The organism is Comamonas odontotermitis, assembly GCF_014207855.1.
Classification (GTDB): Bacteria; Pseudomonadota; Gammaproteobacteria; order Burkholderiales; family Burkholderiaceae_C; genus Comamonas; species Comamonas odontotermitis_A.
In genome coordinates this window covers 107,969-130,546 of the sequence record NZ_JACHKZ010000005.1, presented here as the reverse complement: position 1 = coordinate 130,546, position 22,578 = coordinate 107,969, and the positions used below count along the sequence as shown (strand labels likewise).

Genomic DNA, 22,578 nt, shown 5'->3' with positions numbered 1-22,578 from the left:
ATGATGACCCTGCACCAGGCGCTGGGGTTCATCCAGCAGCACATCCCACAGGCAAAGCTTGTGGGTGATGGTGCAGTGCCGCTGTTGCGTGTGCACTCCGATTCGCGCAGCCTGCAGGTTGGTGATTTGTTTGTGGCGCTCAAGGGTGAGCGCTTTGACGGAAATGCGTTTCTGTCGCAAGCCAAGTCGGCGGGTGCGGTTGCTGCATTGTGCAGCGCCGATCCCGGCAGCGCAGGCCTGCCCGGCATCGTGGTACCGGATACGCTCAAGGCTCTGGGGGCGCTGGCCGCCGCATGGCGCGCGCAGTTTGCCTTGCCCATGGTGGCGGTCACGGGCAGCAACGGCAAGACCACGGTCACGCAAATGATCGCATCCATCATGCGGGCGCATGCAGGTGACGCCGCGTTTGCCACGCGCGGCAATTTGAACAATGAAATCGGCGTACCGCTGACCTTGCTGGGCCTCGCCGCCGACCACCGCATCGGTGTGGTGGAGTTGGGCATGAACCACCCTGGTGAAATTGCCCTGTTGGCAGCCATGGCGCAGCCAACGGTAGCCCTGGTCAACAACGCACAGCGTGAACACCAGGAATTCATGCACACCGTTGAGGCGGTGGCGTGTGAAAACGGAAGTGTGCTGTCTGCATTGCCAGCCAACGGCGTGGCGGTCTTCCCGGCAGGCGATCTGTATACGTCGCTGTGGCAAGGCTTGGCTGGCGCGCGCACAAGCTTGCTGTTTGGCGAAGAGGCAGAAGGTGCCCAGGTGTTTGCCCGCAATGTGGCCTGGGGTGACGGAGCCTGGACGCTGGAGCTGTTCACACCTTCAGGCCGCGCAGCCGTAGCGCTGCAAATAGCAGGCAGGCACAACGTACGCAATGCACTGGCTGCTGCCGCCTGTGCGCATGCCGCGGGTGTACCGGTCGCTGCCATTGCGCAAGGATTGACGGCGTTCGAGCCTGTCAAGGGCCGGTCGCGTGCGCTGTCTGTGGTAACGCCTGCGGGCAAGGTCACCGTGGTGGACGACACGTACAACGCCAATCCCGATTCGGTTGAAGCCGCCATTGAGGTGCTGCGCGAGCTGCCTGCACCGCAATTGCTGGTGTTGGGCGATATGGGTGAGGTGGGTGACAACGGACCGCAGTTCCATGCGGAAGCGGGCGCACTGGCGCAGCAAAAAGGCATTTCGCAGTTGTTTGTGCTGGGTGAGCAGAGTGCATTTGCCGCCAAGGCCTTTGGTGCAGGCGCTCGGCATTTTGAGAGCATGCAAGCCTTGCAAGAGGCGGTATGCGCAGTGATGCCTCAGGTAGGCAGTGTGTTGGTCAAGGGTTCGCGGTTCATGAAGATGGAGCAAGTGGTGCAGGCCATGCAGGCCTGTGCAGGCAAGGCAGACAATGAGCAGGGCGCCTGCAAGGAGGCAGCATGCTGATACTGCTCGCCAGCTGGTTGCAAAGCCTGTCGCCGGAATTCGGCTTTCTGCGGATTTTTCAGTACCTCACGTTCCGTGCGGTGATGGCGGCGCTGACCGCGTTGATCATCGGCCTTGCGGCTGGCCCCAAGGTGATTCGCACCTTGAGCGCCCTGAAGATCGGCCAGCCGATCCGGGGCTATGCCATGCAGACCCATTTGAGCAAGAGCGGTACACCCACCATGGGTGGCGTGCTGATCCTGTTGTCGATCCTGATCTCGACTCTGCTGTGGTTCGATCTCTCCAACCGCTTCGTCTGGGTCGTTCTTGCGGTGACTTTTGGCTTTGGCGCGATTGGCTGGGTGGATGATTGGCGCAAGGTGGTCAACAAAGACCCCGAAGGCATGCGCTCGCGCGAGAAGTACATGTGGCAGTCGATCATCGGCCTGGGCGCTGCCTTGTATCTGGTGTTCTGCATCTCCGAGAACACCAATACGGAGGTGTGGAGCCTGTTCGTCAGCTGGATCAAATCCGGATTCTCGCTCGACCTTCCACCCAAAGCAGGTCTGATGGTGCCTTTCTTCAAGGAGGTGAGCTATCCGCTGGGTGTGCTTGGCTTTGTGATCCTGACGTATCTGGTGATTGTCGGCTCCAGCAATGCAGTCAATCTGACTGATGGCCTCGATGGCCTGGCCATCATGCCCGTGGTGATGGTGGGTTCGGCCCTGGGTGTGTTTGCCTACGTCACCGGTTCTGTCAATTTTTCGCGCTACCTGCTCTTTCCGCATATCGGCGGTGCGGGTGAGTTGCTCATTTTCTGCTGTGCAATGCTTGGCGCGGGCCTGGCCTTCCTGTGGTTCAACACCCATCCGGCGCAGGTCTTCATGGGCGACGTAGGCGCATTGGCGCTGGGCGGAGCGCTGGGCACCATTGCCGTCATCGTGCGCCAGGAAATTGTGCTGGCGATCATGGGTGGGGTGTTCGTGGCCGAGGCCGTGTCGGTGATGATGCAGGTGATGTGGTTCAAGTACACCAAAAAGCGCTACGGCGAAGGCCGCCGGTTGCTGAAGATGGCGCCGCTCCACCACCATTTTGAAAAGAGCGGCTGGAAAGAGACGCAGGTCGTGGTGCGCTTCTGGATCATCACCATGCTGCTGTGCCTGATTGGCCTGTCCACCCTGAAGCTGAGGTAAACACCATGTCTACCGAATCCTTCAAGCCCCTCACCGACGACCCCGCGATGGCGCAGGACAGCGCCGTGCCGGCGGCGGCAATGGACGCTGTGCCGCCCGTAACGGAAGAAAATGCGGCCCTTGCGCAGGATTTGCAGGCACCAGCCGCTTCTGAATCTGTAGCGGTTATTGCTGCTGAAGAAGAGGCCGTGACGCATGCGCTGTCTACTCAACAAGGTGATGTGGCGCAAGAGGATGTGGCGCAAGAGGATGCAGTTGCAGAAAACAGTGCCAATGACGGAGACGCCACCGCGCCTGTAGCAGTTGATGCACCCGCTGCTGAGCCTGCGGCACCTGTTGCAGAGCCCATTCCTGACGTTTCCACACTGACAGCAGCCAAGGATGCTGCTGCCTTTGTGGCGCAGATTTTTGCAGACCCCAGTATTTCTGATGCCGCCAGTGGCGAAGTGACTGCGGTGGCTGCGCAGCCCGCCGAGCAGGTGGTGGACTATGCACCGGTGCCAGCGCTGTGGCCGCAAGGGCAGGCGCAGCACCTGCAAGGGCAGCGGGTGTTGGTGCTGGGCCTGGGCGCGTCTGGCCTCGCCATGGCACGCTGGTGCGCACGAGCAGGCGCGGAAGTGACCGTGGCAGACACGCGCGAAGAACCGCCCCAGCTTGCCCAGCTGCAGGCTGAGTTGCCTGCGGTGCGCTTTGTGGCGGGCGAGTTTTCCGCAGCCTTGATCGATGGACAGGGCATTGGCGCGGTATACCGCTCTCCAGGCCTGAGCCCCGCTGCCGTGGCTCCGGTCGTGGACGCTGCACGAGCCATCGGCTTGCCGGTCAGCGGCGAGCTGGATCTTTTCTCGATGGCGCTGGGCGGACTCGCGCAGGCGCATGGCTACCAACCCAAGGTGCTGGCCATTACCGGCACCAATGGCAAGACCACCGTCACCTCGCTCACGGGGCAGTTGCTCGAGCATGCCGGTATCCGCACTGCGGTCGCAGGCAACATTGGCCCGACCTTGCTCGACACCTTGTCTTCGCGCATCGACGCAGAAGACCTGCCGCAGGCCTGGGTGCTGGAGCTGTCCAGTTTTCAGCTGGAAGACGCGCATGCCTTCGAGCCCACGGCTGCCACGGTGCTCAACATCACGCAGGATCATCTGGATTGGCATGGCAGCATGCAGGCGTATGCCGCCGCCAAGGCCCGCATCTTTGGCAAGAGTGCATTGATGGTGCTCAACCGAGATGATTCGATGGTGATGGAAATGCTGCCACCACCTGTGCGCATCAAGCTGCAGCGTCCCCAACTGCGCGCGCACATCAGCTTTGGGCTGGACATGCCCAGCCAGCCTGGTGATTTTGGGCTGGAAGTGGTCAATGGCATGGCGTGGCTGGTGCGGGCGCAGGACGATGGCAACAGTGCGAGCAACAAGCGCAACCAGACCGCGGGTGACGAAATTTTTGTGCAGCGCCTGATGCCCGCCGACGCATTGCGCATTCGCGGCCGTCACAACGCCATGAATGCGCTGGCCGCGCTGGCGCTCGGCCATGCTGCCGGAGCGGCTTTTGGCCCGATGTTGTTCGGCCTGCGCGAGTACCGGGGTGAGCGCCATCGCGTCGAGCCCATTGGCGTGGTGGATGACGTCGAGTACTTTGACGACAGCAAGGGCACCAATGTCGGAGCAACGGTTGCTGCCCTGATGGGCTTGGGTGCCGATCGCAAGATCGTTCTGATCCTGGGTGGCGACGGTAAAGGCCAGGATTTCTCGCCACTGGCAGCGCCCGTGCTGCGTTATGCACGGGCGGTGGTATTGATCGGCCGCGATGCGCCGCTGATTGAAGAAGCACTGGCCGACACGCATGTGCCGATGCAACGTGCGCAGACCATGGAAGAAGCGGTGCAGCTGTGCAGCCAGAAGGCGCATGCGGGTGATGCCGTGCTGATGTCTCCCGCCTGTGCCAGTCTGGATATGTTCAAAAACTATGCCCACCGTGCCGAGGTCTTCTGCCATGCGGTTGCCGCGCTGGCCGAAGAAAAGGGTAGCAGCCTGGAGGTGCAGCCATGAGCGCAACCACAGCACTGCGTGAAAAGTTCGGCGGCTGGTTCAAGCCGGCGGGAGAAAAGCCCGTCGACATCCTGCCGGTGCGTGTCGGCGGCAATGAATACCGTCAGACACCCACCAACACGGCCAGTTTCTTTGGTGCCGATCAGGTATTGATCTGGCTGGTGGTGGCGATCCTGTCGTGGGGCATCGTCATGGTGTTCTCTGCCTCGATCGCCATGCCGGACAACCCCCGTTTCGGCAAGATCGCGCATTACTATTTCTTCCAGCGCCACCTGCTGAGTGTGGGCCTGGGCTTTGTGGCTGCGGTGCTGGCATTCCAGATCCCCATGAAGGTCTGGGAGCGATGGGCGCCCTGGCTCTTCATTGGCTCCATCCTCATGCTGATTGCGGTGCTGATTCCACATGTGGGCACGGTGGTGAACGGCGCGCGCCGCTGGCTGTCGCTGGGTATCATGAACTTCCAGCCGTCCGAGCTGGCCAAGATCGCCGTCATCATGTACGCGGCCGATTACATGGTCCGCAAGATGGAGGTGAAGGAGCGTTTCTTCCGCGCCGTGCTGCCCATGGGGCTTGCCGTAGGGATTGTGGGTGCGCTGCTGCTCGCCGAGCCCGACATGGGCGCATTCATGGTGATTGCCGTGATCGCCATGGGCATCCTGTTCCTGGGCGGCGTCAACGCACGCATGTTCTTCATCATCGCGCTCATTCTGGTGGCCGCCTTTGCCATGATCGTGATGACATCTGAATGGCGCCGCGAGCGTATCTTTGCCTACCTGGATCCATGGAGCGAAAAGCATGCTCTGGGTAAAGGCTACCAGTTGTCGCACTCGCTGATTGCAATCGGACGGGGTGAGATTTTTGGTGTGGGCCTGGGCGGCAGCGTGGAAAAGCTCCACTGGCTGCCAGAAGCGCATACCGACTTCCTGCTGGCTGTGATTGGCGAGGAACTGGGGCTTGTGGGCATTGTGATCCTGCTGGGCCTGTTCTTCTTCATGATTCGCCGCATTGTCGAGATCGGTCGCCAGGCCATTCGCATGGATCGGGTTTTCTCGGGCCTGGTGGCCCAGGGCGTAGCGATCTGGCTCGGGTTTCAAACCTTCATCAACGTGGGGGTGAATCTGGGGGCCTTGCCCACCAAGGGCTTGACGCTGCCGTTGATGAGCTTCGGCGGCTCAGCCATCTTGATGAACCTGGTGGCCATAGCCATCGTGTTGCGCATTGATTGCGAAAACAAGGCGATGAGTGCGGGAGGTGCGCGCACATGAGCAAGACCGCACTCATCATGGCCGGTGGTACCGGTGGGCACATCTTCCCGGGTCTGGCGGTGGCGCAGGAGTTGCGCGAACGCGGCTGGACGGTGCACTGGCTGGGCGCTCCCGGCAGCATGGAAGAGCGTCTCGTTCCACCACGAGGTTTTGCGCTGGAGACGGTGGAGTTCTCCGGTGTGCGCGGCAAGGGGGCTGCATCCCTGCTGGGCCTGCCCCTGCGCATGGCCAAGGCACTGACGCAGGCGCGTGCGGTGCTGCGCCGTGTCAAGCCTGATGTTGTGGTTGGCATGGGTGGATACATCACGGTGCCTGGCGGGCTTGCTGCGGTGTTGAGCGGGATCCCCATGGTGCTGCATGAACAGAACTCGGTTGCAGGCATGGCCAACAAGTTGCTGGCGCGTTTTGCCAAGCGCGTGTTCAGTGCCTTCCCTGAGGCGATTGCAGGTGCCGAATGGGTAGGCAACCCTTTGCGTGCAGAGTTCACGCAGCAACCCGAGCCTGCAGCACGCTTTGCAGGCCGCACGGGCCCTCTGCGCTTGCTGGTGGTGGGAGGCAGCCTGGGTGCCAAGGCGCTGAATGAGGTTGTTCCTCAGGCGCTGGCACTGATGCCTGAGGCGTCGCGTCCCCAGGTCACCCACCAAAGCGGTGCCAAGCAGATTGACGCGCTGCAGGCCAACTATGCGGCGGCAGGCGTCCAGGCGACCTTGACTCCTTTCATCGACGATGCAGCCAAGGCCTATGCCGACGCGGACATCATCGTCTGCCGCGCAGGTGCCAGCACGGTGACGGAACTGGCCGCAGTGGGCGCTGCTGCCGTGTTCGTTCCTTTCCCTGCTGCGGTGGACGACCACCAGACGGCCAATGCGCGTTTCCTGGTGGATGCAGGCGCGGGCTGGTTGGTGCAACAAAGCGTTTTAAGCGCACAGAATCTGGCTGAAATGCTAGAAAATACGGAGCGCTCCACATTGGTGGAGAAAGCGCAAAAGGCAAAAACAATGCAGAAATTGGAAGCCGCACAACGTGTGGCTCAAGCTTGCGAGGAGGTGGCACGATGAAACACGCCATCCAGCGCATTCATTTCGTGGGTATTGGCGGTGCGGGCATGAGCGGCATTGCCGAAGTGCTGCACAACCTGGGTTACGTGGTGTCGGGTTCGGATCTGTCTGACGGCGCCACCTTGCAGCATCTGCGCGATGCTGGCATCACCACCTTTGTTGGCCACGATGCGGCGCATATCGCCAATGCGCAGGCCGTGGTTACCTCGACTGCGGTGCAGGCCGACAACCCCGAAGTACTGGCCGCCCGCGCCCGCAACATTCCTGTGGTGCCCCGCGCGCAGATGCTGGCCGAGTTGATGCGCCTGCGCAAAGGTATCGCCATTGCCGGCACCCACGGCAAAACCACTACCACCAGCCTTGTCACCAGCGTGCTGGCCGAAGCGGGCTGGGACCCGACCTTTGTGATCGGTGGCAAGCTCAACAGCGCGGGCGCCAATGCACGACTGGGCAGCGGCGAGTACATCGTGGTCGAGGCCGATGAGTCGGATGCATCGTTCCTGAACCTGCTGCCCGTGATGGCGGTGGTCACCAACATCGATGCCGATCACATGGACACCTACGGCCACGATTTTGGCCGTCTCAAGTCGGCGTTCGTCGATTTCCTCAACCGCATGCCGTTCTATGGCAATGCCATCGTCTGCACCGACAGCCCTGCTGTGGCTGAGATTGTGGACCGCGTGGCCTGCACGGTCACGACCTACGGCTTGAACGAAGCAGCGCAGATTCGCGCGGTTGATGTACGCGCCGACAACGGCCAGATGCGCTTTACCGTGCAGCGCCGCACGGCCGAAGGCCTGCCGGATCTGGACGTGGTGCTCAACCTGCCTGGCGAACACAACGTGCTCAATGCACTGTCAGCCATTGGCGTGGCCATGGCACTGGGGTTGGATGACGCAGCCTTGTTGCGCGCGCTGGCCGGATTCAAGGGCGTGGGGCGCCGTTTTCAGCGCTATGGCGAAGCAAGCCTGGCCAACGGCGGAAAGTTCACGGTTATTGACGATTACGGCCATCACCCCGTCGAAATGGCTGCCACCATTGCGGCCGCGCGCGGCGCGTTCCCGGGGCGTCGTCTTGTGCTGGCCTTCCAGCCCCACCGCTACACCCGCACACGCGATTGCTTTGAGGATTTCGTCAAGGTGATCGGTGGCGCCGACGCTGTGTTGCTGGCCGAGGTATATGCCGCTGGCGAAGCACCGATAGTGGCGGCCGATGGCCGTGCGCTGGCGCGTGCGGTGCGTGTGGCTGGCAAGGTAGAACCCATCTTTGTCGAACAGATTGCCGAGCTGCCCCAAGCGATTGTGGACCATGCCAAGGATGGCGATGTGCTGCTGTGCATGGGCGCCGGCTCAATCGGATCTGTGGCCGGTAAGGTGATGGAATTGCTATCAAATAATGAGTGTATTGCGCAGAAAGAGAGCGCGGTATGAGCGAAAAGATGATGAATATCGATGTGAAGGCGTTGGGCAAGGTCGCCGTGCTGATGGGTGGCAGTTCTGCCGAGCGCGAGGTCTCGCTGATGTCTGGCAAGGGCGTTCTGGCTGCGCTGCAGTCCAAGGGTGTGGATGCGCATGCGTTCGACCCTTCCATGCAAGACCTGGGTGAGCTGCGCAAACAAGGCTTCGTACGCTGCTTTATCGCGCTTCATGGCCGCCATGGGGAAGATGGCACGGTGCAGGGCGCGCTGGAGTTGCTGGGCATTCCCTACACCGGCCCGGGCGTCATGGCGTCAAGCATTGCGATGGACAAGATCATGACCAAGCGCATCTGGCGCTTTGAAGGGCTTTCCACCCCAGAGTGGCGCATGGCCGCCAGCGAGCAGGATACGCGCGATGCACTGGCAGCGCTGGGCTCGCCAATGATCGTGAAACCGGCGCGCGAAGGCTCGACCATCGGCCTGTCCAAGATCAGCACGCCCGAAGAGTGCGCCAAGGCCTACGAACTGGCATCGCGCTATGACCCGGAAGTGCTGTGCGAGCAGTTCATCGAAGGTGTGGAGACCACCTGCGCGGTGTTGGGCCAGGGGCGCAATGCCACGGCGCTGCCCGTGATCAAGATCGTGGCGCCCGAAGGCAATTACGACTACCAGAACAAGTACTTTACCGACACCACCCAGTACTTCTGCCCCAGCGGCCTGCCTGCCGACATGGAAGCTGCCATTGGCGATCTGGCGGAAAAAGCCTTCCGTACCCTCGGGTGTCGCGGCTGGTCGCGTGCCGATGTGATGGTGCGGGCCTCTGACAACAAGCCATTCCTGCTGGAGATCAATACCTCTCCCGGCATGACCGGCCATTCGCTGGTGCCCATGGCCGCACGTGCCACCGGCATGAGCTATGAAGACCTGTGCCTGCACCTGCTGGCATCGGCATCCACCGACGCGGCGCAAGGCGCCGAGGTTTGAACGAAGGACCGACACACCATGGAACAGACCATGCCAGTCCCGTTTGACGTCAGGCTCATGAACATGCTGGCAACGGCATTGTTCGTGGGTTGCGGCGCCATGGTGCTGGCAGCCGGTGCGCGCTGGGCCATTCACCACCCGGCGCTCAGCATTGCCCGCATCGTGGTGCAAGGCGAGATGGAGCACAACAGCGCCGTTTCGCTGCAGGCCAATGTGATGCCAGCGCTCAAGGGCAACTTCTTCACCATGGATCTGGACGAAACGCGCAAGATTTTTGAGCAGGCGCCGTGGGTGCGCCAGGCACAGGTGCGGCGCGAATTCCCGCACACCCTGTCGGTCACGATCACCGAGCAGGATGCGGCGGCCGTCTGGGGAGCAGAAGGCGAATCGCGCCTGCTCAATAGTGATGGACAGATGTTTGAAGGAGATTCCGCAGACCCGGATCTGCACAGCCTGCCGCACCTGTCTGGCCGTGCTGGACGGTCGATGGAGGTGCTGGGCATGTTCCGGGCGCTCGCCCCCATCTACGCCAAGCTCGATAACCCCCTGGTGGCGCTGGACGAAAGCAACAGCGGCAGTTGGAAGGCCACCCTGCAATCTGGCGCGGTGATAGAGATGGGCCAAGGCACAGAAACAGAAGTTCGCCAGCGTGTGAGCAAGTTCGCAGAGTCTCTGCCGGAGGTGACGGGCATGTACAAGCGAAGCGTTGCTTCGCTGACATCTGCCGATCTGCGCCACGCTGGTGGCTATGCCGTACGCATGCAGGGCGTGAGCACGGGCTCTGCCTCTGCGACCAAACCTGCACCCAAGAAGTAGAACATTCAGAGATGCAAAACATGAACCATACCAATCACCCAATCAGCGAGGGCAACTGACCATGGCACGAGACAGCAAAGATGTAGTGGTAGGCCTGGATATCGGCACGGCCAAAGTCATGGTGGTCGTGGCTGAAGTGCTGGGCAATGGTGAGCTGAAGCTGGCCGGACTGGGTGTGGCGCCCAGCAACGGTTTGAAACGCGGTGTGGTGGTGAATATCGACGCCACGGTGCAGAGCATTCAGCAGGCTTTGAAGGAAGCCGAGCTGATGGCCGATCTGAATATCCAGCGTGTTTACACCGGCATCACGGGCAGCCACATCCGGGGCATCAATTCCAGCGGCATGGTGGCAGTCAAGGACAAGGAAGTATCGGCTGCCGATGTGGCGCGTGTGCTCGATACGGCCAAGGCCATCAATATCCCGTCCGACCAGCGTCTGCTGCTGGTGGAGCCGCAGGAGTTTGCGATTGACGGCCAGGATGTGCGTGAGCCCATCGGCATGAGTGGCCTGCGTCTGGAGTCGAAGATTCATATCGTGACCGGCGCGCAAAGTGCGGCCGAAAACATCATCAAGTGCGTGCGCCGCTGCGGCCTGGAAGTAGAGCAGTTGTTGCTGAACCCACTGGCTTCGAGTCAGGCTGTGTTGACCGACGACGAGCGTGAACTGGGCGTTGCGGTGGTGGATATCGGCGCAGGCACCACCGATGTATCGATCTTCACTGGCGGCGCCATTCGTCATACGGCGGTGATTCCGATTGCGGGTGATCTGATCACCAGCGACATTGCCATGGCATTGCGCACCCCCACCAAGGATGCGGAAGACATCAAGGTCGAGAGCGGCTGCGCCAAGCAATTGCTGGCCGATCCGGACACCCAGGTCGATGTGCCGGGTCTGGGCGATCGCGGCCCGCGTCTGTTGTCCAAGCAGGCGCTGGCTGGCGTGATTGAGCCGCGTGTGGAAGAGATTTTCTCGCTGGTGCAGCAAGTCATCCGCGAGTCTGGTTATGAGGAGGTGCTGTCGTCGGGCATTGTGCTGACGGGCGGCAGCGCTGTGATGCCGGGCATGGTCGAGCTGGGGGAGGACATCTTCCTCAAGCCGGTGCGCCGCGGCATTCCCAAGTATTCCGGCACCCTGGCCGAAATGGTGGCCCAGCCCCGCGCTGCGACCGTCATGGGCCTGCTGGAAGAAGCCCGCATGGCACGCATGCGTGGCTACAAGGTGGCCCAGAAAACCGGTTCGGTGAAATCGGCTTTTGGGCGTTTGAAGGACTTTATTGTGGGGAACTTTTAACCATGCATGACAGCACTTGTTGGCTGGCGCAAAGCAGCCCTTCAGTGCCCAAGGTTCACGACCCTTGGCGACCGATAGGGCCACCAGCAACTATTTGTTCATTAAAGAGTGAATTATCCGTAACCCAATTTTTTTATGTTGACGCGCGAGCGAGAGGAGCAGGCAATGACCATCGAAATGTATGAAGGCAACACATTCAACCAGGGCACCCAGATCAAGGTGATCGGCGTGGGCGGCGGCGGCGGCAACGCTGTCGAGCACATGATCGCCAACAGTGTTCAGGGTGTCGAGTTCATTTCGGCCAACACCGATGCGCAGGCATTGGAGCGCTGCCATGCCCACCGCGTGATCCAGCTGGGTGAAACCGGCCTGGGTGCTGGCAGCAAGCCTGAAAACGGCCGTGAGGCTGCTGAATCCGCCATCGAAGATATCCGCTCCGCTATCGCTGGCTCGCACATGCTCTTCATCACCGCCGGCATGGGTGGTGGCACGGGCACGGGCGCTGCACCAGTGATCGCACGCGTTGCCAAGGAGATGGGTATCCTGACCGTGGGCGTGGTGACCAAGCCGTTCGAGTGGGAAGGCAAGCGCCGCATGTCCAACGCCGACGGTGGCCTCACTGAGCTGGAAGCCAACGTGGATTCGCTGATCGTGGTGCTCAACGAGAAGCTGCTGGACGTGCTGGGCGACGACATCACCCAGGACCAGGCGTTTGCGCACGCTAACGACGTGCTGAAGAACGCTGTTGGCGGCATCTCCGAAATCATCAACGACCACGGCTACATCAACGTCGACTTTGCCGACGTGAAGACCGTGATGAGCGAGCCTGGCAAGGCCATGATGGGAACGGCCACGGCCAGCGGCCCAGACCGTGCGCGCATCGCTGCAGAGCAAGCGGTGGCATGTCCGCTGCTGGAAGGTATCGACCTGTCGGGCGCCAAGGGCATTCTGGTGCTGGTGACGGCAACCAAGGGCAGCCTGAAGCTGGCCGAATCGCGTCAGGCCATGAGCACCATCAATGCCTACGCTTCGCCTGAGTCGCATGTGATCTTCGGTGCCGCCTACGACGAAACGCTGGGTGACGAGATCCGTGTGACCGTGCTGGCCACCGGCTTGTCGCGCCCTGTGGCCAAGCGCCAACCTATCTCGGTGATTCAGGGCAGCGCTGGCCTGCGTACCGGCACGGACGACATCGCTTATACGCCGCAGTCGGTGAACGCACCAGTGACTGGCCTGGCTGCGCAAACTGCCATGCCCATGGGCACCGGTTTTGCGAATGATTTTGCCGACAAGAAGACTCCATCGGTCTGGCGCACCGGGCGCAACGCGGCTTCGGCGCGTGTTGACGCCATGTCGTCGAGCGGCATGGAAGATCTGGAGATCCCAGCCTTTCTGCGCAAACAAGCTGACTGAGTGATGTGAAGACCCATCCACTGCCCTGGGCACATGGATGAATCAAACTGCAACGCGCTGCAACCTTTCGGGTTGTCAGCGCGTTGTTATTAGAACGTGTTTGCGATCTTCACGCATCCGCCTTGTACACAGATTGGCAAAATCTGCAAGCAATCAGGCAACAGGCCTTCGCTATCCGGGCGATTGGTATTTTGTGCAGTCTCACAGACTGGCACGGCGTAAAATCAACGGGTTATGCTTCAGCAACGTACCATCAAATCTCTGACCCGCGCCGTAGGCGTTGGATTGCACAGTGGCCAACGTGTCGAGTTGACCTTGCGTCCCGCGCAGGCCAATACCGGCATTGTGTTTCGGCGTGTCGATCTTCCGGAGCCGGTGGATATTCCGGTGAACGCGGAAGCGGTGGTGGACACCCGCATGGCATCCACTCTGGGCAAGGGCGATGTGCGCATCCACACGGTGGAGCATGTGATGTCTGCCTGCGCTGGTCTGGGCATCGACAATCTGTACATCGATGTGACGGCTGAGGAAATCCCGATCCTTGATGGCTCGTCCGCCTCGTTCGTTTTTCTGCTGCAAAGCGCTGGCATCGAGCTGCAGAACGCGCCCAAGCGCTTTCTGCGTCTGCTCAAGCCGGTGGAGATCCGGCAGGGAGAGGGCAGCAATCTCAAATGGGCGCGGCTGGATCCCTACCATGGCTACAAGCTGCGCTTTGAGATCGATTTTGCGCATCCGGCCGTGGATTCGACCGGCCAGATGTTCGAGTTTGATCTGGGCGCTGGCAACTACACACGCGACATCGCCCGTGCGCGCACTTTCGGCTTCACCAAAGATGTGGAAATGCTGCGCTCCAATGGACTGGCACTGGGCGGTGGCCTGGACAACGCCATCGTGATGGACGACTACAAGGTCCTCAACAGCGATGGGCTGCGCTATGACGATGAGTTCGTCAAGCACAAGATTCTGGATGCCATGGGTGACCTGTACATCGTGGGTTACCCATTGCTGGCGGCCTACAGCGCCTTCCGATCCGGTCACGGGCTCAACAACTTGCTGCTGCGCGAGTTGATGCAGCAGCGCGATGCCTGGGACATCGTCACCTTCGAGCATGTGCGTGAGGCGCCTCAAGGCTTTGCGCAGGCTGCGCTTGCCTGGTAGGCTTGTTGCATGCTGATGTTCCGCTGGATTTTCATGCTGCTGGTGCTGATGTCGGCCATCAGCTTTTGTGTCTACCTGGGCACCGGGCAGCGCCGTTATCGCCAGTGGGCTGTGCTGCTGATCAAGTGGACAGTGATTGCGGCGCTGGCCTTCTTTGCCGTATTGTTTGTGGGCCGCATGGTCTGAAGGTAAAAATCCCGTAAACAGAACTGTGCTGCAGGCGCTGGCCTGTACGAAAAAATGGCGTGCACCGGGCGTTTGCGACCGATTGCGTCTTCGGTATAGTGCTTTACCAAAAGCATACACAGGGTAAAACCGGGTCTGCGGGGTAAACCGCTGGTCTTCGCCTCACGTTAAATGGTCATGCATAGCAGTAACGGCTGAGCCCGGTACCGCCGCGTTTTTCGAAAGGAAACAGGTCATGAAAAAACTGAGCAGCACGATCTCCACCGTTGTGGGCGGCCTGGGCCTTGCCCTGGCTTGCGCCATGGCCGTGAGTACGCCCGCACAAGCCCAGCCCAATGGCCGTGGCCCTGATGGCTATGGCCCCCCTGGCCAGCAGCGCCATTGGGACCGTGATCGTGGCCCTGACAGGCGCTATGACGAGCGGCGCCGTGATTACCGGCATGACCACCGTCCTCCCCCTCGCGTCGTGGTCGTGCCTGATCGGGGCCGTGGCGTCGGGCCACGCAACGACTGGTACCGAGGCGGCTATGTGCCTGCGCCATATCGTGGATACAGCTATGTCGTGGGAGACTGGCGAATGCACCGCCTGGCGCCGCCGCCAAGAGGCTACCAGTGGATCCAATACGGAGGTGACTATCTGCTCATCGCCGTTGGGACCGGATTGATCGCCAATATTGTCTTCAATGCGAACTGATACCGTCTGTATGCGGCCATAATTCGGGGTTTGTCCGCGCTCTGGGTTGAACCTTTGGGCGCTGACCCCATCCAAAGCTTACTTTGGTGGCTGCACCTGATGCCGAGCACTGCTTCACGGGGTGCCCGGATCCACGCATGAGGAGTCCTGCAGCCGGCCAGACCTGTGCGCCTACGAAGTGCACAGGTTTTTTTTTGTCCAGCCAGTCCGCAAGCTTGGTAATGCACGCCATCGCTTGCAGGGCAAGCCAATGAATCGATGGAGCCCGTGCAGCCGGATGGAGGCTCGTGGTGCTACGAGAGCCTGCTTCGGCTTGGATTCTCAGTAACTGCGGCCAGCCTTGTACATGGCGTGCTGTTTGCGTTGCAGCGGGCTTGCCTCGGACATGCGCGCCATGGCGAGGCCCGCATGCGCATGGGTGATCGCCAGGCCCAGGGCATCGGCGGCGTCGGTGCCGGGCAGGCCGGGAAGGTGCAACAGGCGCTTGACCATTTCCTGGATCTGGTTCTTGGCGGCGCGGCCATGGCCCACCACGGCCTTCTTCATTTGCAGTGCGGTGTACTCGGCAACCGGCAGGTTTTGCGACACCAACGCCGTCAGCGCACAGCCACGCGCCTGGCCCAGCAGCAAGGTCGATTGCGGATTGACGTTGACAAAGACGATTTCGACCGAGGCCATATGGGGTTCGTAGCGCTGACAGACTTCGGAGATGCCATCAAAAATCATTTTCAACCGGCCGGGGAGATCTCCCAGATCCAGGGTAGTGGTGCGGATGGTGCCGCTGGCCACATAGGACAGACGCTGGCCATTGACGTCGATCACGCCAAAGCCGGTGGTCTGCAGGCCGGGGTCAATACCAAGAATTCTCATGCAATGGAAATGATAGCTACTTGTGCCTGTCGGTTCTGCGCCAGAGGTCTGTTCTGCTCAAAATGGCAACGGGCCTTCATGGCAGCTCAGCATAGCGCATGCGTGCCGCGATCGTGGCGGTGCGGCGGTTCAGATAAGCAGTTTGCGGATTTTTTTCGGCTCCCTTGGGATTGGGCAGCATGATGGCCAGGCGCGCTGCCTCGAGTGGCGCCAGCTGCGCTGCTGGTTTGCCAAAGTAATGCTGTGCAGCAGCCTCGGCGCCAAAGATGCCGTTGCCCCATTCGGCGTGGTTCAGATACAGCTCCAGGATGCGCTCCTTGGACAGCAGGTACTCCAGCATGTAGGTGAGGGCCAGCTCCTGGCCTTTGCGCAGCAGGCTGCGCTCAGATGAGAGCAGCAGGTTCTTGGCCAACTGCTGGGTGATGGTGGAGCCGCCCATGAGCTTGACGGGCCGCGTGGGCACCGTGCTCGGGTCAAAGGTTTCGCCGCGCTTTTTGGCCTGGGCCTGCGCCCGGGCAAGGGCCTGCTCCTGCTGCTGCTCTGCGCGCTCCATGGCCCTGGCGTTGCGTGCACGGGCCTTTTCAATCGCATCCCACTGTACGCCGTCGTGGTTCGCAAAATCATCGTCTTCAGCGGCAATCACGGCACGTTTCAAATGGTCGGAAATGCGGCTGTAGGGCATCCACTGCTGGCTCCACCGCAGATGGCCCTCGTGGCGCACCTGACGCCAGGCCTCGCTACGCTCGAAAGCGGTGGAGGCGGGGTCGATGGATGCCATCAACGCAATGCGGCCCACAAAGAATAGCTGCAGGCCCAGTGCCAGCAGCAGTGCCCAACCTAACCAGCGTGCGATGCTTTTCATGACATTGCCTGGCCACTACGCCTCAATGCGCCGCCAACTCGGCCCGAACCTGCGCCAGCACGGGCTGCGAGGGCGGGCGCACGCCCCGCCACAGCCAGAAAGCTTCTGCAGCCTGCTCCACCAGCATGCCCAGGCCGTCTCGCCCGGTTGCTCCGTGCTGTGCCGCCCATTGCAGAAACGGCTCGGCAGCAGGGCCGTACATCATGTCGTACACCAGCGTGCCGGCACGCAGCACATGGGGCGGCACCGGGATGGCCGCGCCCTGCATGCTGCTGGCGGTGGCGTTGATGATGACATCAAAAACACCGGTCAGCGTGCTGCTGTCAAGCGCCAATAGCTCTGTTTTGTATAGCGTTGCAATGTGTGCATGCTGCTCCGCCAGGTCTTGCGCCTTGCTGTGCGTGCGGTTGCACACCACCAGTTGGGCCGGGGATTGTTCCAGCAGCGGCGCGAGTGCGCCAGCCGCTGCACCGCCAGCGCCCAGCAGCAGCACACGCTGGCCGCGCAGGGCCACACCGGCGTTGCGGGTGATGTCGGCGACAAGGCCCAGGCCATCGGTGTTGTCGGCGTGGATGCGGCCATCCACGTTCACCACCAAGGTGTTGGCAGCGCCACAGAGCGCCACGCGGTCGCTGCGCGTATCGGCCAGGCGTGCTGCATCGAGTTTGAACGGGACGGTGACGTTCATGCCCCTGGTGCCACTTTGTACAAGCTGGCGCAGGTGTGTTTCAAATGCATCCAGCGGCACCAGCTCGCGCTCGTACACCAGGGATTGGCCTGTCAGTTTGGCAAACAGGCTGTGGATGCGGGGTGAGCGGCTGTGGGCGATGGGGTTGCCCATGACGCAGTAGCGGTCGGCGGTAGACATGGAGGTGCGCGTGGAAAAACGGGCACCAAGGTGCCCGCTGCATGAAAATCTGCACCACTTTACTGCAAATTGGCGGTTTCCAGCGTTTGCTCGCGGGTGAAACGGAATTTGGAGACCACGGCAATCTGGTCGGCCTTGGCGCGCAGCGCGGGGCCAAAGTGGCCAAACGGGCCGCTGCTGACGGCGATGGCTTCGGCGCGGCGATCGAGTTGCTGGTTGCCCGAGCTCTTGTACACCTCGGTGCCCAGCACGCGGCCGTCGTGGTTCACCGTCATGATCATGATCAATTCGCCATACAGCTTCTTGCCACCGGCTTCGGGGAAGTTGGCGGTGCCGCGGTCTTCCACCTTGCGGCGCAGTTCGTCGTAGTACAGCGCAAACACTTCTTCACGGGTGGCGGGGCTGATGTAGCGCTTTTTGGGGCGGGCGTTTTCCTCGTGGATGCGCTTTTCAATCTCGGCCAGCATCTTCAGGAGCTGCTTGTGCTTTTCTTCCTGCTCCATGTCGGACTGCGAGGCGCTGGCCTTGCGCGTGTCGGGCGGGCGGTATTGCGCCAGCTGGTTGCGCAGGTCGGCGAGCAATTGCATCTGCTGTGCCTGCATGGCGTCGATCTGGCGCTGGCGTTCCTCGAAGTCATCGCCCATGTTGGTGATGGCCGAGTAGGGCATGGGGCTGGTGGCGCGCTCTGCGGTATTGGCAGACTCGCCGCCGCCCGCCAGGCTGGCTTGGGCCACGGCCTGGGCTTTGTCGGGCTTGGTGTCGTCCGACTTGGCATTGACCAGGATCACCTCCAGCGGCGTGTCCTCGAACACGCGGTCGAAGGCTTCAGGGTCGACAAAGCGGATGCTCAGCACTACGGCATGCACCAGAACAGAGATCAGCAGCGCCAGCTGCAGTGTGGAAAGCGAACGAAGAAATTGCAGAAACTTCACGGTTCCGGTTAATCGGTTTTTGTTGTCGCCGCGTCCTCGCCGTCGCTCATGTCCACCGCAATCGCGATGGGCCCAGCCACGGCCTCCTCCTCATCTTCTGGCGAGTCCTCGCTGGCCTGCTCGGCCCCGGTATCGTCCAGTCTCTCCAGCACGGTTCCAGTCACATCGAGCGTGATCTCGTCGATCTCCCCCAGTTTGACCCGGACCTGGGCACCACGCGGCAAATTCTGCGCGCCCAGCACCGGAAACACCAATGGTAGTGTATCTGCGCGCACCATCATGCTGCCGGCCGCGCCTTCCTTCATGACTGTTGCAGTTAGTTCACTGATCTGGTGCTGTTCCAGGTATTTCAGGGTCCAGAAGCGCTCCATCCCTGCCTGGTAGCTGTTGTAGGCACTGTAGGCCGCGTCAAACCCGCTGATGATGGAGAACATCTCTGCATCCTTGGGCTTGAACGGTGCCACCAGCGCTGCCGTTGCGCCGTTGCGCGCGCAGGCAATGATCTGCCACTGGTTGACCAGATCGGTATAACGGCGCAGCGGCGAGGTGGCCCAGACATAGCTTTTGACACCGATGCCAGCATGCGGCAGTGCCTTGGTGGACATGCGTACCTTGACGCCGGGAGCCAGGCTTGCCTGGCTGCGGTAGATGCCGGGCACGCCGTAGTCGGCCAGCAACTGGCCCCAGCTGCTGTTGGCCACGATGGCGGCCTCGGCCACGATCAGGTCGAGTGGCGCGCCACGCTTGCGCACGCTGATCTCCACCGTCTCGGAGCCGTTGGGCACCGCACCATCATTGCCGACGAGGCGGAAGTTGTAGTCGGGGCGGTTGAAGTTCTCGGGCTTGCCGCGCACCACTTCCCGTCCTGCCTTCAGATGGCGCGAGAGGCGGTATAAAAATGTGAGCTCTTCGCGCTTGTCCAGTAAGGGTTGGGGCGTATTTTCAACCTGCAGGCTGCTGTCCATCAGCCACTCTTCGGTGGCAATGTGGTCGAGCTTGTCGTAGCGGAAGTTGACCACCACCGGCACGCGCTCCAGCTTGGTTTCCTTGGCGATGACTTCGAGCGTCTCTTCGTTGTAGGTGACATACAGCGACACGGCCGGATTGGCGCGGCCTTCGTCCAGCGTGTAGATCTGCACCACCTCGTCGGGCAGCATGGTGATCTTGTAGCCAGGCATGTAGACCGTGGAATAGCGGTTGCGGCCCAGGTGATCGAGCGCCGAGCCGGGTTCGATTGCGAGGCCGGGCGCAGCAATGTGTACGCCCACCGTCACTTGCCCCGTTCCCAGGCCACGCACCGACAGCGCATCGTCGATTTCAGTGGTCTGCGAATCGTCGATGGAGTAGGCTTGTACGTCGGCCCGCGGCAGATCGGATGGAGGCTGGGGCGCCGTGACCGCCGGAAAACCCGTACCCTTGGGGAAGTTGTCAAACAGAAAGCGCTGCCAGTGGAACTGGTAGGAGGAATTGATGGCTCCCGCTTTCTGCAGCAGCGCCAGCGGGGCCAATTGCGCCTTGCGGCTGGCTTCCACCACGGCCTTGTACTCTGGCGCGTTCTTGTCCGGCCTGAACAGAATCTTGTAGAGCTGCTGCTGCACCGGCGCAGGCGTTACACCGGCGACCAGCTCATCGGCCCAGGCGTCGATCTGGGCCTGGATCTGCTTTTTCTTCTCGATGGCGGCCAGCGCCTGCTGCACGATCTCGGCTGGCGCTTTCTTGAAACGGCCTTTGCCCGCGCGGCGGAAGTAATGCGGCGTCTCGAACAGTGTGAAGAGCGCTGCAACCTGTTCGATGGTCGATGCGCTCTCGGAAAAATAGTCTCGCGCCAGATCGGCAAAGCCAAACTCGTCTTCGGGCGCAAACTCCCAGGCCAGTTGCGGGTCAATGTCCACCGACAGGGTTTGTGCCTGCGCAATCAGCTCGGCCGGCGTGGGCTTGTCGAACTTGAGAAGCACATTCGCGGCTTTGACCTTGACCCGTTTCCCGGAGTCCAATTCAATCTGGGCAGAACTTTCAGCTTCGGAGAGGATACGGCCGGCCAGAAATTTGCCAGCGTCGTCAAAGAGTGCATACATAGGCAAGCATTTTCCCATGGCATGCGCCCATGGGCCGCCACTGCAGGGTTTTTTGGATTTTTTGTATCAAATTGGCTGTTTGCTTTTGATTGGTAAGCGCAAGCAGCTATGAAATTTGTAGTTTTGATGCAATGACCGGGAGCAAACCCTGGTTCACAGGCGCAGAAAAATGAAAAAAAGCGCTACCACCCCAAAAAGCGGTCGATCTCGGGCAGATAGTCGTCAAAGTTGCTAAGGGCGTGGTCGCCACCTTCCTGCAGCAATACTTCTGCGGCCGGGTAGCGTGCCACCATGTCGCGCCAATCCAGCACCTCGTCGCCCTTGGCGGCAATCAGCAGCTGTGGGGCAGCAGGTGGCTGGCTCGTTACATCCAGCGCCTTGAGTTCATTCAGGTATTCGGGGCGAAAGAAGAAGTGCTCTTGCGGGTTGTGCCAAGCGGTTTGCTCGCCCAGGTGCTTTTCCAGGGTGACCCAGGGCGTGGTCGACGGGTTGATCATCACGCTCTTGCAACCCAGTTGCTGGGCGATCCAGCTGGCGTAGAAGCCGCCCAGCGACGAGCCGATGACTGCCAGACTCTGCGCGGGCAGGCCAGTCCAGTTGCGCGTGGCCTGCAGCATGACATCTGCCGCTTCCCTGGGAGAGGGGGGCAGTTGTGGCGAAGCCCAGACGACGTGCTGGCGCAAGCCTTCGACATGGCGCTGCATGCGCCGGGATTTTGCAGACTGGGGCGAAGAGCGAAAGCCGTGCAGGTAGAGCAAATGGGTGGTCATACAGAAAATGATAGTGAACTGATCGATGGCCTGCGGCGGCAAATGTCAGACAACGCCGATAATGGCGGCCATGTCCGAAGTTCTAGACAAACCGAATGTGCTGCAGCGTCTGCTGCCAATGGTGCGCGGCTACGATTGGCCGCTGATTTTCATCATCGGGGCGCTGGCTGCCATCGGTTTGACGGCGATGTACTCCGCCGGGTTCGACCATGGCACGCGATTTGTCGACCACGGCCGCAACATGATGCTGGCATTGGGCATTTTGCTGGTGGTGTCGCAGATTCCGCCGCACCGGCTGGCCAGTTTTGCGTTGCCGCTGTATGGGCTGGGGGTGGCGCTGCTCGTCGCGGTGGCGCTGTTTGGCGTTACCAAAAAAGGGGCCCAGCGCTGGGTCAATATCGGTATTGTCATCCAGCCGAGTGAGTTGCTCAAGATCGCCATGCCACTGATGCTGGCCTGGTGGTTCCAGCGCCGCGAAGGCGCATTGCGGGCGACCGATTTTGTGATGGCATTTGCCATTTTGGCGGTGCCTGTGGGGCTGATCATGAAGCAGCCTGATCTGGGGACTTCGCTGCTGGTGATGGCGTCTGGCCTGGCTGTGATCTATTTCGCAGGTCTGTCGTGGAAACTGATCCTACCGCCGGTGCTGATTGGGGCGGTAGGTCTTATTTTGATAGCAATATACGGTCACCATCTGTGCGAGGATGGCATGGACCTGGTGGTGCTGCACGAATACCAGCGCCAGCGCATTTGTACCTTGCTGGATCCGACGCGCGATCCGCTGGGCAAGGGCTTTCACATCATCCAGGGCATGATTGCCATTGGCTCGGGCGGTTTTATGGGCAAGGGATTCATGGCGGGCACGCAGACCCACCTGGAGTTCATTCCTGAGCGCACCACAGACTTCATCTTCGCCGCCTTCTCCGAGGAGTTTGGCCTTGCGGGCAATCTGCTTCTGATTTTCTTCTTCCTGATGCTGGTGTGGCGCGGGTTGGTGATCGCCATGCGAGCGCCCACCTTGTTTGGCCGCCTGATGGCTGGCGCGGTGGCGATGATCTTTTTCACCTACGCCTTTGTCAACATGGGCATGGTGAGCGGCATTCTGCCGGTGGTGGGGGTGCCGTTGCCATTTGTCAGCTATGGCGGAACCGCCATGGTGACGCTGGGGCTGGCGCTGGGCATCCTGATGTCGGTGGCGCGCTCACAACGTCAACTAGTGCAAGATCAGCCGCCAAGGCTGTGATTTCTGGGTCTTTTCTTGGTACAACGGCGGT

At 61.1% G+C, this 22,578-nt stretch carries 20 protein-coding genes; 14 read left to right on the top strand and 6 right to left on the bottom strand.

Features of this window, described 5'->3' with window-relative positions:
* From HNP33_RS06015 to HNP33_RS05955, 13 genes are all read left to right on the top strand, one after another.
* Nucleotides 1–1,425 (top strand): UDP-N-acetylmuramoyl-tripeptide--D-alanyl-D-alanine ligase, encoded by a 1,425-nt coding sequence (locus HNP33_RS06015; RefSeq protein ID WP_184706474.1) that lies wholly within the window; start codon nt 1–3, stop codon nt 1,423–1,425.
* Nucleotides 1,419–2,597, top strand: a complete 1,179-nt coding sequence (gene mraY, locus HNP33_RS06010) for a phospho-N-acetylmuramoyl-pentapeptide-transferase (RefSeq protein ID WP_184706323.1) — start codon at nt 1,419–1,421, stop codon at nt 2,595–2,597. Before HNP33_RS06015 ends, mraY begins: the two co-directional genes overlap by 7 nt.
* A gap of 5 nt (nt 2,598–2,602) precedes the next feature.
* Nucleotides 2,603–4,645, top strand: coding sequence for a UDP-N-acetylmuramoyl-L-alanine--D-glutamate ligase (gene murD / locus HNP33_RS06005; protein ID WP_233464408.1), 2,043 nt, complete (start codon nt 2,603–2,605; stop codon nt 4,643–4,645).
* On the top strand, nt 4,642–5,910 hold the full coding sequence (gene ftsW / locus HNP33_RS06000) for a putative lipid II flippase FtsW (protein ID WP_184706321.1): 1,269 nt from the start codon (nt 4,642–4,644) through the stop codon (nt 5,908–5,910). Before murD ends, ftsW begins: the two co-directional genes overlap by 4 nt.
* Entirely contained in the window at nt 5,907–6,968 is a 1,062-nt protein-coding gene (murG, locus tag HNP33_RS05995) for an undecaprenyldiphospho-muramoylpentapeptide beta-N-acetylglucosaminyltransferase (protein ID WP_184706320.1), read from the top strand. Before ftsW ends, murG begins: the two co-directional genes overlap by 4 nt.
* Entirely contained in the window at nt 6,965–8,398 is a 1,434-nt protein-coding gene (gene murC / locus HNP33_RS05990) for a UDP-N-acetylmuramate--L-alanine ligase (RefSeq protein ID WP_184706315.1), read from the top strand. Before murG ends, murC begins: the two co-directional genes overlap by 4 nt.
* On the top strand, nt 8,395–9,369 hold the full coding sequence (locus tag HNP33_RS05985; RefSeq protein ID WP_184706313.1) for a D-alanine--D-alanine ligase: 975 nt from the start codon (nt 8,395–8,397) through the stop codon (nt 9,367–9,369). The genes murC and HNP33_RS05985 overlap by 4 nt, the downstream gene beginning before the upstream one ends.
* A gap of 18 nt (nt 9,370–9,387) precedes the next feature.
* Nucleotides 9,388–10,185 carry a cell division protein FtsQ/DivIB gene (locus HNP33_RS05980; RefSeq protein WP_184706311.1) on the top strand — a complete coding sequence of 266 codons (798 nt, stop codon included), beginning with the start codon at nt 9,388–9,390 and terminating at the stop codon, nt 10,183–10,185.
* 61 nt (nt 10,186–10,246) lie between these two features.
* Nucleotides 10,247–11,476, top strand: coding sequence for a cell division protein FtsA (gene ftsA / locus HNP33_RS05975; protein WP_184706309.1), 1,230 nt, complete (start codon nt 10,247–10,249; stop codon nt 11,474–11,476).
* A gap of 165 nt (nt 11,477–11,641) precedes the next feature.
* Nucleotides 11,642–12,889 carry a cell division protein FtsZ gene (gene ftsZ / locus HNP33_RS05970; protein WP_184706307.1) on the top strand — a complete coding sequence of 416 codons (1,248 nt, stop codon included), beginning with the start codon at nt 11,642–11,644 and terminating at the stop codon, nt 12,887–12,889.
* Nucleotides 12,890–13,123: 234 nt separating this feature from the next.
* Nucleotides 13,124–14,047, top strand: coding sequence for a UDP-3-O-acyl-N-acetylglucosamine deacetylase (gene lpxC / locus HNP33_RS05965; protein WP_184706305.1), 924 nt, complete (start codon nt 13,124–13,126; stop codon nt 14,045–14,047).
* Nucleotides 14,048–14,056: 9 nt separating this feature from the next.
* Complete coding sequence (locus HNP33_RS05960) at nt 14,057–14,233, top strand: hypothetical protein (RefSeq protein WP_184706303.1); 177 nt, start codon at nt 14,057–14,059, stop codon at nt 14,231–14,233.
* A gap of 235 nt (nt 14,234–14,468) precedes the next feature.
* Nucleotides 14,469–14,927: an RcnB family protein gene (locus HNP33_RS05955; protein ID WP_184706301.1), complete on the top strand. Its 459-nt coding sequence runs from the start codon at nt 14,469–14,471 to the stop codon at nt 14,925–14,927.
* Nucleotides 14,928–15,248: 321 nt separating this feature from the next.
* On the opposite strand, the gene ruvC is transcribed toward HNP33_RS05955, so the two are convergent.
* The 6 genes from ruvC to HNP33_RS05925 form a co-directional block, all read right to left on the bottom strand.
* On the bottom strand, nt 15,249–15,797 hold the full coding sequence (ruvC, locus tag HNP33_RS05950; RefSeq protein ID WP_184706299.1) for a crossover junction endodeoxyribonuclease RuvC: 549 nt from the start codon (nt 15,795–15,797) through the stop codon (nt 15,249–15,251).
* Nucleotides 15,798–15,873: 76 nt separating this feature from the next.
* Complete coding sequence (locus tag HNP33_RS05945) at nt 15,874–16,659, bottom strand: transglycosylase domain-containing protein (protein WP_184706297.1); 786 nt, start codon at nt 16,657–16,659, stop codon at nt 15,874–15,876.
* A 22-nt stretch (nt 16,660–16,681) separates the two neighbouring features.
* Nucleotides 16,682–17,527: a shikimate dehydrogenase gene (gene aroE, locus HNP33_RS05940; protein WP_184706295.1), complete on the bottom strand. Its 846-nt coding sequence runs from the start codon at nt 17,525–17,527 to the stop codon at nt 16,682–16,684.
* 59 nt (nt 17,528–17,586) lie between these two features.
* Nucleotides 17,587–18,459 carry an energy transducer TonB gene (locus HNP33_RS05935; RefSeq protein WP_184706293.1) on the bottom strand — a complete coding sequence of 291 codons (873 nt, stop codon included), beginning with the start codon at nt 18,457–18,459 and terminating at the stop codon, nt 17,587–17,589.
* Between the two features lie 8 nt (nt 18,460–18,467).
* Nucleotides 18,468–20,534 carry a ribonuclease catalytic domain-containing protein gene (locus HNP33_RS05930; protein WP_184706291.1) on the bottom strand — a complete coding sequence of 689 codons (2,067 nt, stop codon included), beginning with the start codon at nt 20,532–20,534 and terminating at the stop codon, nt 18,468–18,470.
* Between the two features lie 182 nt (nt 20,535–20,716).
* Nucleotides 20,717–21,304: a YqiA/YcfP family alpha/beta fold hydrolase gene (locus HNP33_RS05925; protein ID WP_184706289.1), complete on the bottom strand. Its 588-nt coding sequence runs from the start codon at nt 21,302–21,304 to the stop codon at nt 20,717–20,719.
* 70 nt (nt 21,305–21,374) lie between these two features.
* On the opposite strand from HNP33_RS05925, the gene rodA reads away from it, so the two are divergent.
* Nucleotides 21,375–22,547, top strand: a complete 1,173-nt coding sequence (rodA, locus tag HNP33_RS05920; RefSeq protein WP_184706287.1) for a rod shape-determining protein RodA — start codon at nt 21,375–21,377, stop codon at nt 22,545–22,547.
* Nucleotides 22,548–22,578: the final 31 nt, after the last annotated feature.

Coding starts and splice junctions, on each gene's coding strand:
- HNP33_RS05945 (WP_184706297.1), bottom strand. CDS start 16,659: ATGAAAAGCATCGCACGCTGGTTAGGTTGGGCACTGCTGCTGGCACTG.
- HNP33_RS05985 (WP_184706313.1), top strand. CDS start 8,395: ATGAGCGAAAAGATGATGAATATCGATGTGAAGGCGTTGGGCAAGGTC.
- murC (WP_184706315.1), top strand. CDS start 6,965: ATGAAACACGCCATCCAGCGCATTCATTTCGTGGGTATTGGCGGTGCG.
- ftsA (WP_184706309.1), top strand. CDS start 10,247: ATGGCACGAGACAGCAAAGATGTAGTGGTAGGCCTGGATATCGGCACG.
- aroE (WP_184706295.1), bottom strand. CDS start 17,527: ATGTCTACCGCCGACCGCTACTGCGTCATGGGCAACCCCATCGCCCAC.
- HNP33_RS05930 (WP_184706291.1), bottom strand. CDS start 20,534: ATGTATGCACTCTTTGACGACGCTGGCAAATTTCTGGCCGGCCGTATC.
- ftsZ (WP_184706307.1), top strand. CDS start 11,642: ATGACCATCGAAATGTATGAAGGCAACACATTCAACCAGGGCACCCAG.
- ruvC (WP_184706299.1), bottom strand. CDS start 15,797: ATGAGAATTCTTGGTATTGACCCCGGCCTGCAGACCACCGGCTTTGGC.
- HNP33_RS05955 (WP_184706301.1), top strand. CDS start 14,469: ATGAAAAAACTGAGCAGCACGATCTCCACCGTTGTGGGCGGCCTGGGC.
- murG (WP_184706320.1), top strand. CDS start 5,907: ATGAGCAAGACCGCACTCATCATGGCCGGTGGTACCGGTGGGCACATC.
- ftsW (WP_184706321.1), top strand. CDS start 4,642: ATGAGCGCAACCACAGCACTGCGTGAAAAGTTCGGCGGCTGGTTCAAG.
- mraY (WP_184706323.1), top strand. CDS start 1,419: ATGCTGATACTGCTCGCCAGCTGGTTGCAAAGCCTGTCGCCGGAATTC.
- murD (WP_233464408.1), top strand. CDS start 2,603: ATGTCTACCGAATCCTTCAAGCCCCTCACCGACGACCCCGCGATGGCG.
- rodA (WP_184706287.1), top strand. CDS start 21,375: ATGTCCGAAGTTCTAGACAAACCGAATGTGCTGCAGCGTCTGCTGCCA.
- HNP33_RS05960 (WP_184706303.1), top strand. CDS start 14,057: ATGCTGATGTTCCGCTGGATTTTCATGCTGCTGGTGCTGATGTCGGCC.
- HNP33_RS05925 (WP_184706289.1), bottom strand. CDS start 21,304: ATGACCACCCATTTGCTCTACCTGCACGGCTTTCGCTCTTCGCCCCAG.
- lpxC (WP_184706305.1), top strand. CDS start 13,124: ATGCTTCAGCAACGTACCATCAAATCTCTGACCCGCGCCGTAGGCGTT.
- HNP33_RS06015 (WP_184706474.1), top strand. CDS start 1: ATGATGACCCTGCACCAGGCGCTGGGGTTCATCCAGCAGCACATCCCA.
- HNP33_RS05980 (WP_184706311.1), top strand. CDS start 9,388: ATGGAACAGACCATGCCAGTCCCGTTTGACGTCAGGCTCATGAACATG.